The organism is Humibacter sp. (assembly GCF_051954055.1).
Classification (GTDB): Bacteria; Actinomycetota; Actinomycetes; order Actinomycetales; family Microbacteriaceae; genus Humibacter.
In genome coordinates this window covers 1-10,462 of the sequence record NZ_JBQCIE010000064.1, presented here as the reverse complement: position 1 = coordinate 10,462, position 10,462 = coordinate 1, and the positions used below count along the sequence as shown (strand labels likewise).

The 10,462-nt window shown below is 69.0% G+C and carries 13 protein-coding genes; 10 read left to right on the top strand and 3 right to left on the bottom strand.

Going from position 1 to position 10,462, the window contains the following annotated elements; genetic code table 11:
* The 5 genes from ACTHNC_RS07890 to ACTHNC_RS07870 form a co-directional block, all read left to right on the top strand.
* On the top strand, window positions 1-1,064 hold a 1,064-nt coding region (locus ACTHNC_RS07890; protein WP_440294049.1), incomplete at its 5' end, for a ThiF family adenylyltransferase.
* Window positions 1,061-2,275, top strand: coding sequence for a molybdopterin molybdotransferase MoeA (locus tag ACTHNC_RS07885; RefSeq protein WP_440294048.1), 1,215 nt, complete (start codon window positions 1,061-1,063; stop codon window positions 2,273-2,275). The genes ACTHNC_RS07890 and ACTHNC_RS07885, both read left to right, overlap by 4 nt.
* A complete protein-coding gene (gene moaC, locus ACTHNC_RS07880; RefSeq protein ID WP_440294047.1) occupies window positions 2,272-2,808 on the top strand; it encodes a cyclic pyranopterin monophosphate synthase MoaC in 537 nt (178 codons plus the stop codon). The genes ACTHNC_RS07885 and moaC overlap by 4 nt, the downstream gene beginning before the upstream one ends.
* On the top strand, window positions 2,805-3,617 hold the full coding sequence (locus ACTHNC_RS07875; protein ID WP_440294046.1) for an NTP transferase domain-containing protein: 813 nt from the start codon (window positions 2,805-2,807) through the stop codon (window positions 3,615-3,617). The genes moaC and ACTHNC_RS07875 overlap by 4 nt, the downstream gene beginning before the upstream one ends.
* Entirely contained in the window at window positions 3,614-3,850 is a 237-nt protein-coding gene (locus ACTHNC_RS07870; protein ID WP_440294045.1) for a MoaD/ThiS family protein, read from the top strand. The genes ACTHNC_RS07875 and ACTHNC_RS07870 overlap by 4 nt, the downstream gene beginning before the upstream one ends.
* A gap of 57 nt (window positions 3,851-3,907) precedes the next feature.
* Here the strand turns inward: ACTHNC_RS07870 and ACTHNC_RS07865 are convergent, their stop codons facing one another.
* Both ACTHNC_RS07865 and ACTHNC_RS07860 read right to left on the bottom strand, forming a co-directional pair.
* Complete coding sequence (locus ACTHNC_RS07865; RefSeq protein ID WP_440294044.1) at window positions 3,908-4,333, bottom strand: molybdenum cofactor biosynthesis protein MoaE; 426 nt, start codon at window positions 4,331-4,333, stop codon at window positions 3,908-3,910.
* The gene (locus ACTHNC_RS07860; protein WP_440294043.1) at window positions 4,330-4,875 is read right to left on the bottom strand and encodes a MogA/MoaB family molybdenum cofactor biosynthesis protein; all 546 of its coding nucleotides are present in this window, start codon (window positions 4,873-4,875) and stop codon (window positions 4,330-4,332) included. The genes ACTHNC_RS07865 and ACTHNC_RS07860 overlap by 4 nt, the downstream gene beginning before the upstream one ends.
* Before the next feature lie 159 nt (window positions 4,876-5,034).
* Between ACTHNC_RS07860 and ACTHNC_RS07855 the strand changes: the two genes are divergently transcribed.
* From ACTHNC_RS07855 to ACTHNC_RS07845, 3 genes are all read left to right on the top strand, one after another.
* Window positions 5,035-6,450: a GAF and ANTAR domain-containing protein gene (locus ACTHNC_RS07855; RefSeq protein ID WP_440294042.1), complete on the top strand. Its 1,416-nt coding sequence runs from the start codon at window positions 5,035-5,037 to the stop codon at window positions 6,448-6,450.
* A 91-nt stretch (window positions 6,451-6,541) separates the two neighbouring features.
* Window positions 6,542-6,850 carry a hypothetical protein gene (locus ACTHNC_RS07850; RefSeq protein WP_440294041.1) on the top strand — a complete coding sequence of 103 codons (309 nt, stop codon included), beginning with the start codon at window positions 6,542-6,544 and terminating at the stop codon, window positions 6,848-6,850.
* 39 nt (window positions 6,851-6,889) lie between these two features.
* Entirely contained in the window at window positions 6,890-7,126 is a 237-nt protein-coding gene (locus tag ACTHNC_RS07845; RefSeq protein ID WP_440294040.1) for a hypothetical protein, read from the top strand.
* Between the two features lie 15 nt (window positions 7,127-7,141).
* Here ACTHNC_RS07845 and ACTHNC_RS07840 read toward each other — a convergent pair whose 3' ends face one another.
* Window positions 7,142-7,732 carry a MarR family winged helix-turn-helix transcriptional regulator gene (locus tag ACTHNC_RS07840; RefSeq protein ID WP_440294039.1) on the bottom strand — a complete coding sequence of 197 codons (591 nt, stop codon included), beginning with the start codon at window positions 7,730-7,732 and terminating at the stop codon, window positions 7,142-7,144.
* 162 nt (window positions 7,733-7,894) lie between these two features.
* Between ACTHNC_RS07840 and ACTHNC_RS07835 the strand changes: the two genes are divergently transcribed.
* A complete protein-coding gene (locus ACTHNC_RS07835) occupies window positions 7,895-8,350 on the top strand; it encodes an SRPBCC family protein (RefSeq protein WP_440294038.1) in 456 nt (151 codons plus the stop codon).
* Window positions 8,351-8,405: 55 nt separating this feature from the next.
* The coding region (locus tag ACTHNC_RS07830) for an MMPL family transporter (protein WP_440294037.1) at window positions 8,406-10,462 on the top strand (2,057 nt) is incomplete at its 3' end.

Genomic DNA, 10,462 nt, shown 5'->3' with positions numbered 1-10,462 from the left:
TGGCGTCGGCCGGCGTCGGAACACTCGGCATCCTCGACGACGACGTGGTGGATGCCACCAATCTGCAGCGTCAGATCGCGTTCGGCACGACCGACGTGGGCCGTCCGAAGGCGGCCGTCGCGGCCGAGCGCGTGCGCGAGCTGTCGCCGCACACCACGGTCGTCGAGATCCGTGAGTACCTCGACGCCGCCAACGCAGCGCCTCTCCTCACCGGATACGACATCGTCGTCGACGGCAGTGACACCTTCGAGACGCGATACGCGGTAGCGGATGCCTGTGCCGCACTCGGCATCCCACTCGTCTGGGGCTCCGTGCTGCGATTCGATGCCCAGGCCACCGTGTTCTGGTCGCGTCCGCCGACCGGCACGACGACCGCGTCCGATACGACCGCACCAGGGATGAATGCGGCCGGCACGACGACCGCGCTCGGTATGAACGCGGCCGGCACGACGACCGGCCCAGGGATGAGCCCGGTCGCTCCGGTCAACCTGCGCGACGTGTTCCCCGACCCGCCCGCGCCGGAAGACGCCCCCTCCTGTGCCGATGCAGGCGTGCTCGGCGCCCTGTGCGGCCAGCTCGGCGGCATCCTCTCCGCGGAGGTCGTGAAGCTGGTCTGCGGCGTCGGCCGCACCCTGCTCGGCCGCATGCTCGTGATCGACGCGCTCACCGCGACCACGAGCGAGGTCCCGCTGGTACCGAGCCGCGCGCATGCCGGTAATTCCATCCCGCGACCGCTCGCCGAGGCATCCCGACCCGACGCCGTGCGCCGCGTGAGCGTCGCCGAGCTGAGCGACCTGAGCGACCCCGCCATCATCGACGTGCGCGAGCCGGACGAGTTCGCCGCCGGAAGCATCCCGGGTGCGCGATCCGTACCGCTGGCGCACCTGACGACGGACGCCCCGCTGCTCCCGCTCGACCGCCCGGTCGTCGTGTTCTGCCAGACCGGGCCTCGCGCCCGCATCGCCGCGCGCACCTTGCTGGCCGAGCATCCGGATGCCGACATCCGCATCCTCGACGGTGGATACGACGCCTGGATGCGCGTGCACCGGCGGGTACGCGCATGATCACGGTCGAAGAGCACCGGGGCCGCGTGCTCGGTGCGGCGCATCCGTTGCCCGCCGAACGCGTCCCGCTGGCCGAGGCGCTGGGATTGGTGCTGGCCGAGCCGGTGCGCACCCGCTGGCCGGTTCCATTGTTCGACAACTCCGCGATGGACGGTTACGCCGTGCGCCGAGCGGATGCGTCGCCCGGCGCCCGGCTGCACGTGGTCGCCGACGTTCCGGCGGGTTCCGAGCTCGACCCGCCGCTCGGTGCAGGCGAAGCGGCGCGCATCATGACCGGTGCGCCGGTGCCGAGCGACGCGGATGCGATCGTGCCCCTCGAGCACACCGACTTCGGCACCGCGATCTCCGCCGTCGCTCCCGAGTGGGTGGTCGTGACGACGGAGCCGTTGCCGGGCGCGCACATCAGGCACGTCGGAGAGGATGCTCCGGCCGGCGCGATCTCGGTGCCCGCGGGTGCCGAGCTGGGGCCGTGGCAGTTGTCGTCGATCGCCTCCGCCGGACACGATGACGTTCTCGCGTACCGCAAGCCCCGCGTCGCTGTGATCTCCACCGGCTCGGAACTCGTGCCGCCGGCGGAGACGCCTCGGCGAGGACAGATTCCCGAATCGAACTCGGTGCTCCTTTCTTCTGCACTGCGGGCGGCGGGCGCCGAGGTGTCCGGCGTGCACAGCGTACCGGACGACGAATCCGAACTGCGCCGCGTGCTCGACGGCCTGCGGGGTGACGCCCGACCGGACGTCATCGTGCTCTCCGGCGGCGCCAGCGTCGGTGCGTTCGACGTGGTGAAGGCGGTGCTCGACGGCGTCGGATCGATCGCGTTCGAGCCGGTGGCCATGCAGCCGGGCAAGCCGCAGGGCTTCGGCACGACGGATGACGGCACTCTCGTCTTCTGCCTCCCCGGCAACCCGGTCAGCGTGGCGGTGTCGTTCGAGATGTTCGTGCGGCCGGCGCTGCGCGCGATGGGCGGGCATCCGGTCATCAACCGTCCGCTCGTGACACGCACGGCCGGCGCATCGTGGACCTGCCCGCCGGCACGAACACAGGTGGTACCGGTCGTGTACGACGAGCAGACGGTGCGTCCGGCCTCCGTGGGCGGCAGCGGATCGCACCTGGTGAGCTCGCTCGCCGCGGCGGAGGGACTCGCCATCGTGCCCACGAACGTCGAGCGCGTCGAAGAGGGAGACCCCGTGACCGTGATGGTGCTGACATGACCGATCCCGCGACCGCGGCCGGCACTGCGCAGCCGTTCACGCATCTGGATGCCGCGGGTTCCGCCCGCATGGTCGACGTCACGGAGAAGCAGCCGACCGTGCGCAGTGCGACGGCATCCGGATTGGTGCGCTGCTCCGAGCGAGTCGTCGCCGCCCTCCGGGACGGATCGACGCCGAAGGGCGACGTGCTCGCCGTCGCGCGCATCGCGGGCATCCAGGGAGCCAAGCGCACCCCGGAGCTTCTTCCGCTCGCGCACGTGATCGGCGTTCACGGTGCCGCCGTCGACCTCGAGATCGTCGACGACGGCGTGCGCATCGAGGCGACCGTGCGCACGGCCGACCGCACCGGCGTCGAGATGGAAGCGCTCACCGCGGTCTCGGTGGCCGCGCTCGCCGTCGTCGACATGGTGAAGGGTCTGGACAAGTCGGTGTCGATCGAGCGCATCCGGCTCGAGCGCAAGACCGGGGGCAAGAGCGGCGACTGGCTGCGCTCGGCCGAGCCGACGGCCACGCCGGGAGACGCGACCCGGTGAACACCGCCGCGATCATCCTCGCTGGCGGTCGCGCGTCCCGGCTGGACGGTGCTGACAAGGCGTCGGTCGAGGTGGATGGCCGCGCCCTGCTCGACCACGTGCTCGATGCGGTCGAAGGATGCTCGCCGGTCATCGTCGTCGGCCCGCCCGCTCTCGCGCGCGACGGGGTCACGGTGGTGCGCGAGCATCCTCCGTTCGGCGGCCCGGTCGCCGCCCTCGTCGCCGGGTTGGATGCCCTTCCCGAGCCGGCCCCGGACGAGACCTGGCTGCTCGCGTGCGACCTTCCGCGGGCCGACCGCATCGTCGCCACCCTTCGAACGGAACCGCTCGCCGACGCGGACGGCGTAATCCTTTCGGATGCCGACGGCCGCGAGCAGTGGCTCGCCGGGCGGTACAGCACGAAGGCATTGCGCGCTGCGGTCGCGGCGCTGCCCGACCCGGCCGGGGCATCGGTTCGGCGGATGCTCGACGGTCGCCGCCTGCGCGTCATCCCGGACAGCGTCGGCGCCTCGGTCGACCTTGATACCTGGGCGGCCATCCAGCACTATCGAAGAATGAGCGATTCTCCGGCAGACCTGGACGCATGGGTGACGGAGCTCGCCGAAGCACTCGGCCTCGACCCGTCGCAGGTGCCGACCGGGCAGCTGCTCGACCTCACCCGCGACGCCGCGCACGGCGTGATGCGGCCGGCAGGTCCGCTCACGACCTACCTGGTCGGCGTCGCCGTCGCCGGTGGGATGACCATGGATGACGCCGCCGCGGCGACCCGCGCCGCGATCGAACGTCACACGAATGCGTCCGAGTCATGAGAATCCGATTCTTCGCCGGCGCCGCGGAAGCGGCCGGCCTCGACGAGCAGCATCTTGACGATCAGCTCACGCTCGGTGAGCTGCGAACAGCGCTCAGCGCTGAGCACGGCGCCGAGTTCGCACGAGTGCTGGAGCGCTGTGCAGTCCGCGTCGACGGCGCACGGCTCAGCGACGACGATGCGGTTCCGGTCGACGCGACCGTCGACGTGCTCCCGCCCTTCGCCGGCGGGTGAGATCAGGCGCAAGAATCCGCACTTTTGCGCGGACGCACTCGCACCCTCGGCGTCAGTTCAGAGCGCGCGGCCCAGCCCCACCCAGGACGACGAGCCGTCCGCCTCGATCTGCTTCTTCCACACCGGCAGCTCGGCCTTCACGCGTTCCACCAGCTCGCGGCAGATCTCGAACGCCTGAGCACGGTGCGCGGTGGAGACGGCGCAGACGATGGCGACGTCTCCCACGGCCAGCGTTCCGATCCGATGGCTGACCGAGATGCGAACGCCCTCCCCATCGAGCGCCCGAGCGAGTTCTTCGAGCACGGCATTGGCATCCGGATGCGCCGTGTACTCCAGCTGCACCACCTCGCCCGCCGCGCCCGGATCGTGGTCGCGCACCGTGCCGACGAACAGCGCGGTGGCGCCGGCATCCGCCGCGGCGACCTCGGCCAATATCAGCGTCGCATCAAGCGGACCCTCCGACAGCCGCGCGCGCACGATCACGAGCGGGCATCCTCTCTCGACTCCGCGGCGGAATGGTCGCCGCCGCCCAACTGCTGCACGACGTGATCGGCGACCGCGATCACGACCGGGACGCCGTCGCGCACCGCTCCCGGCGACCCGGCGAGGTTGACGATCAGGGCGCCGTCGCGCACACCGGCGACTCCGCGCGAAAGCACAGCGGTGCGAATCCCCGCAGAGCCCACCCGTCGGATCTCCTCGGCGATCCCGGGCAGCAGGCGGTCCAGCAAAGGGATCGTCGCCTCGGGCGTCACGTCCCGGGGTGCCAGGCCGGTTCCGCCGGTCGTGACGACGAGCCGGGCGCCGCCGGCGACAGCCGCGCGGATGCCGCCGGCGATCGCGTCAAGTTCGTCGGGCACGACCCGCACGTCGGCGTGCCAACCGGCGTCGGCCAGCAGCGCCGCGGTCAGGGGGCCGGACTCGTCGACGCGCGTGCCCGCTGCCGCGCGGTCGGAAACGGTGATGACGGCCGCGCGATGGCCACCATGCGTACGTTCAGAGTCGTGCTCGTGCGCCGCGCTCACGCCGGCATCCGCTTCGATCGCATATCGACAGTGTAGGGAGAGCTGGGCTGCACAGAGCCGGCGTCCGAAAGGCACGCGCCAGGGGTTGACGCGGCCGTGCACCGGGCAGACGCTACGTTGGTATCGCGACCGAGTGTCACGACGAGGAGGCGACCAGATATGGTCTCGGCCACAGCCGACGAGTACGACGCGAGGTTGTGCGCCCCGTTCACTCGGGATCTGAAGATCTCGGGCGCGGCGCTGTCGACTCTGGGCGATCTCGTCGCTCCCGAGACGGTCTGCGCGTCGGACGGCAACGCCGCACACCTCGATGAACTGCAGTTCGATCTCGGCGAAGGTCCCTGCTGGGATGCCGTGAGCAATCAACGACCGGTGCTCGAGGACGACGTTCGCGACGCGCCAAGAGGGACCTGGCCGGCGTTCATCGACGCGATCCAGTCGACCCCGGTGCGCGCGATGTTCGCGTTTCCGCTGACTCTCGGTCCGCTCCACGTCGGCGCCGTCGACCTCTATCGCAAGGTTCCCGGCCAACTGGCCGATGGCGAGTACGCGCGCGCCGTCGGTCTCGCCGCGACGGCGGCGCGCCTCGTTCTGCGTCGCATCCTGCTGTCGCTGAGCGAGCCCGCGGATACCGCCGCGCCGGAAATACTCCCGGCAGCAGTTTCACCAGGCGACGGGAGTGGTGATCGCCCAACTCGGCGTCGCCCCCGAGGACGCCGCACTCATCATCCGAGCACACGCCTTTTCGACTGGCAGGCCGGTGCAGGAGATCTCCGAAGACATCCTGGCGTTCCGGCTGGATTTCTCGGAAGAGGGGAGCACCGGGCTGGGCTCTGTGCGAGGTGGCGAGTAGTGCGGCATACAGAGGAAGACGCGCGCGAATCCACGCTGTTGGAGTCCTTCGCCATGCTCGCAGACAATCTCGTCACCGGCTACGACCCGATCGATCTGCTGCAGACCCTCGTCGAGCGGTGCCAGGCGGTTCTGGATGCCAGCGAGGCAGGCATCCTGCTGCAGGACGAACGAGGGCAGCTGGATGTCGTCGCCGCGACGGCCGAGCGGGTGCGTCTCATCGAGTTGCTCCAGCTGGACCCCGACGGCGGCCCGTGCGCCGAGTGCTTCCGCACCGGTCGGCCCGTGCTGATCCCCGAGATGGACGAGATCGATCCTCGCTGGTCCCGCTTCGGCGCGATCGCGTCGCGTGAGGGCATCCTCTCCGTGTACTGCGTGCCGCTTCGACTGCGGCGGCAGACGATCGGATCGCTGAACCTGTTCTCCGAGCACGCCGGCATGCCGCCCGAGCTCGACCAGGTGGCGGCGCAGGCGATGGCGGATGTCGCGACCATCAGCATCCTGCAGCGCCGCGAGGCACAGGAGGGCGAGCTCATCCGTGAGCAGTTGCAGCACGCGCTCGACAGCCGGGTGCTGATCGAGCAGGCGAAGGGCGTCGTGTCGTACCAGCGGCGCATTCCCGTCGACCAGGCATTCCAGCTGATCCGCTCCTACGCACGCAACAATCGGGAACGGCTCGACGATGTCGCCAGGCGCATCGTAGGGCGCGATCTCGACCTGTAAAGGGGGGCGTCCGCTCAGGCATTGCGCGTACCGTGGTTGCCAAGGTCGCCCCGGACCCCGGCGAGCCGGCAACACCGCCCGTTGGGGAATCATGAAGCGCATCAATATCGCAGGAACATCGATACTGACCGGAACAGCACTCGCCGACGCCGTCCTGGTGTACGCCGTGGCCCTTGCCCGGCTTCACCGTTTCGAGGTCGCTGAGGTGCCGTTCATCGACGACGACGGCACCCGCCAATTCGCACAGCTCGTGCTCGGAGACGGCTGCCCGATCTGGACCTCGAGCGTAGAGTCCGACGGCGCAGAGCTGATGGACGGCATAGCGCTCGCGCAGCTCAGGGCACGAACCGCAGAACTCGAGCCAGGCTGGGGCGGCGCATACGGCGATTTCGAGGACTGATCAGGTTACGCGTCGTGCCGGTCTAAGATTCGTCTCACCATGCTCGAGAACTTCCAGCCGCAGCCCGGATCGCAACTCGTCGTCGTGAACAACACGCCGTTCACCCTCGTACAGCCCGAGGCGGGCGAACCGTGGAACATCGTGCGCGACGACACGGTCCTCGGATACCTGTACCGCAACGACGCCGGCGCCTGGGCAGTGTGGCCGCTGTACGAGGGTTGCACCTACATTCCTTCGGCGCCGACGCCGGGCGAGGCACTCCGGCAGGCGCTGTAGCAGCGCGGGGCTCGGCTAACCCGGCCCCGTCGCGCCCTGCGCCGTTTCGCTTTCGTCCGCCGCGCCAGGGTCCGTCTCGACGAGTCGTTCGAGAAAGCGGATGACCACCTCACGTTCTCGAGGCGTGAGGCTCGCGGCGACGTCGAACCGGTGGGCATGCATCCGTCCGACGCTGTCGCGGACCTGTTCGTGAGTCTGCTGCGTGATTGTGATGACGAGAGCGCGACGGTCGGTGGGGTGAGGGCCTCGCTGGATGTGCCCGGCCTGTTCCAGGCGGTCGAGGAGCTTCGTCGTCGACGCCGTCGAGATGTGCAAGTGATCCGCGAGGCCGCTGGGGGTCACGAGAACGCCCTGATTCTTCGCAGCGACGAGGAACCGCAGAGCCTTCATGTCGGTCTCGTTCAGCTTCATCTCGTTCCGGGACCGGAAGCTGATCTCCTGCTCCGCCTCGCGCCAGTTCCGCATGGCGGCGAGCACGTGCACGATCTGAGCGATCTCCGCGTCGCCGAGCCCTTCGAAGCTCACGAGCTCCTGGTCGGGATCGATCACGCGCGGGTCGAGCACGGCGTCGGGCCCGACGTCCGGACGGTCTCGCGCCTGCCCCATATCGCCAGTGTATGTGCGGGCTTGATGCATGCCAGGCTAGCCATCCGTTCCCACCGAGCACCGAGCATCCACCCGGATCATCGGTGGCGAACCGGTCGTGTGGCAACCCCTATCGAGTCTTGAACCCATTCCGTTGGCTGGAGGCTTCGCAAAGGAGGAGCCATGGCTCAGATCAACGAAAGCATCGACCTCACGGTTCCGGTCACGACCGCGTATGACCAGTGGACCCAGTTCGAATCGTTCCCGGATTTTCTCGACGAGGTGGATGCGATCACCCAGCTCGACGACACGCATCAGCGTTGGCGAGTGACGATCGGTGGCGCAACGCGTGAGTTCGACGCCGAGATCACCGAGCAGCATCCGGACGAGCGGATTGCGTGGACCAGCATCGAAGGCGAGACCCGCAACGCCGGTGTGGTCACGTTCCACAAGCTCAGCGACGAGACCTCGAGGGTGACCGTGCAGATCGACTGGCAGCCGGAGGGCCTTGTGGAGCAGGCCGGAGCGAAGCTCGGTGTCGCCAGCCACGCGGTGAAGAAGGATCTCGAGAACTTCAAGCGCCTCATCGAGGCCCAGGGCACGGCGACAGGAGCATGGCGCGGCGACGTACCACGCTGACGTCGAATGCTCTAGCCTTGCTTATAACTAGATACGCTAGCTATATTGCTCGACTATGAGCACTGTCGAGAACACGCGGGTGCCGCGCTGGCTCCGGATTCTGCTGCCCGCCGTTCTCATCGTGGTGTGGCTCGCCCTGGCCGGCGTGGGTGGCCCGTTCTTCGGGCGCGTCTCCCAGGTCTCCAGCAACGATCAGTCCAGCTATCTGCCGGCCAGTGCGGATGCCACCAAGGTCGCCGACCTGCAGCCGAAGTTCAGCGGCAGCAGCGCGGTGCCCGCCATCGTCGTCTACCAGCGTTCGTCGGGTCTGACGAAGGACGACCTGGCATCCATCCGGGAAGACTCGAATACGATCGCCGGCCTGCCAGGCGTGCACGGCGACGTGTCGCCACCTGTGTCGTCGAAGGACGGCAAGGCCGCCGAGGTCTTCGTGCCCTTCGTGGACGACTCGAACCTCGACGCACACGTCGCGGGGCTTCGAACCCACCTCGACTCGAGCACGCCGAACGGCGTGAACTCGTACATCACGGGCCCGGCCGGATTCACCGCCGACCTGGTCGCCGCGTTCGGCGGCATCGACGGGATCCTGCTCGCCGTGGCGCTGGCTGCCGTGTTCGTCATCCTGGTCATCGTCTACCGGTCGCCGCTGCTGCCGGTACTGGTGCTTGCCACCTCGATGTTCGCGCTCTGCGTTGCGCTGCTCGTGGTGTGGTGGCTGGCGAAGTGGGGCGTCGTACAGCTGAACGGTCAGGTACAGGGCATTCTGTTCATCCTCGTGATCGGCGCGGCCACCGACTACTCGCTGCTCTACGTCTCGCGATACCGCGAGGCGTTACGCGACGAGGGGAGCAGGTGGAGGGCGACCTGGGCGGCGATTCGCGGCGCGTTCGGTCCCATCGTCGCCTCGGCCGGCACCGTGATCGTGGGCCTGCTCTGTCTTCTCTTCAGCGACCTCAACTCCAACAAGGCGCTCGGACCGGTGGCGGCGATCGGCATCGTGTTCGCGTTCCTCGCGGCCATGACGTTGCTGCCGTCGTTGTTGCTCGCGTTCGGCAGGGTGGCGTTCTGGCCGGTGCGGCCGAAACTCGGCTCGGCGCATCCGCAGGTCGTCGGACCGCACGCGCGCGGACTGTGGGCACGCGTCGCCGGGTGGATCCGCCGGGCGCCCCGCGTCTTCTGGATCGTCTGCACGATCGCCCTGCTCGCCGGCGCGACCGGCCTGCTGCAGCTGAAGGCGGAAGGTGTTCCGCAGAGCGACCTCATCCTGGGACACTCGGATGCCCGCGACGGCCAGAACGTGCTCGCCGACCACTTCCCGGGCGGATCCGGCAGCCCGGCCATGGTGGTGGGCCCCGAGTCTCAGCTGCAACCGATGGCGAACCTCCTGCTCGACCACTCCGGAGTGTCGTCCGTGACCGTCGTCGCCAAGGACTCGCCGAGCGGTACGGCGCCGGTGACGAAGAACGGCATACAACCGCTCGGCCCGCCCGGCACCCCGACACCAGCGCCGACCGTCGTCGACGGCGACGTGATGCTGCAGGCGACCCTCACGCATCCTGCCGACTCGGATGCCGCGGAGTCGACGGTGCGCTCGCTGCGCGCCGACCTCACCCGGCTTCACGACGGCATCCTGGTCGGGGGAGTGACGGCGGTGGCCATCGACTCGAACGACGCGTCGATCCACGACCGCAACACGATCATCCCGATCGTGCTCGTCGTGATCCTGCTCATCCTGATGCTTCTGCTGCGCGCGATCCTCGCACCCGTGCTGCTCGTGCTCTCGGTCGTGGTGTCGTTCGCGGCATCGCTCGGCGTCTCCGCCTACGTGTTCGACGGCATCTTCCACTTTCCGGGCGCCGACCCCGCCGTGCCGCTGTATGGGTTCGTGTTCCTCGTCGCCCTCGGCATCGACTACAACATCTTCCTCATGACGCGGGTGCGGGAGGAGTCACAGCTGCACGGCACGCGGGAGGGGATCCTGCGCGGACTCGCCGTCACCGGAGGCGTCATCACGTCGGCGGGCCTCGTGCTGGCGTCGACGTTCGCGGCGCTCGGCGTGATCCCCATCCTGTTCCTCGCGCAGATCGCGTTCATCGTCGCGTTCGGCGTGCT

Bases quoted from the DNA above. Each gene is read 5' to 3' on its own strand.
- ACTHNC_RS07885 (WP_440294048.1), top strand. From the start codon at position 1,061: ATGATCACGGTCGAAGAGCACCGGGGCCGCGTGCTCGGTGCGGCGCAT.
- moaC (WP_440294047.1), top strand. From the start codon at position 2,272: ATGACCGATCCCGCGACCGCGGCCGGCACTGCGCAGCCGTTCACGCAT.
- ACTHNC_RS07870 (WP_440294045.1), top strand. From the start codon at position 3,614: ATGAGAATCCGATTCTTCGCCGGCGCCGCGGAAGCGGCCGGCCTCGAC.
- ACTHNC_RS07855 (WP_440294042.1), top strand. From the start codon at position 5,035: ATGGTCTCGGCCACAGCCGACGAGTACGACGCGAGGTTGTGCGCCCCG.
- ACTHNC_RS07850 (WP_440294041.1), top strand. From the start codon at position 6,542: ATGAAGCGCATCAATATCGCAGGAACATCGATACTGACCGGAACAGCA.
- ACTHNC_RS07845 (WP_440294040.1), top strand. From the start codon at position 6,890: ATGCTCGAGAACTTCCAGCCGCAGCCCGGATCGCAACTCGTCGTCGTG.
- ACTHNC_RS07840 (WP_440294039.1), bottom strand. From the start codon at position 7,732: ATGGGGCAGGCGCGAGACCGTCCGGACGTCGGGCCCGACGCCGTGCTC.
- ACTHNC_RS07835 (WP_440294038.1), top strand. From the start codon at position 7,895: ATGGCTCAGATCAACGAAAGCATCGACCTCACGGTTCCGGTCACGACC.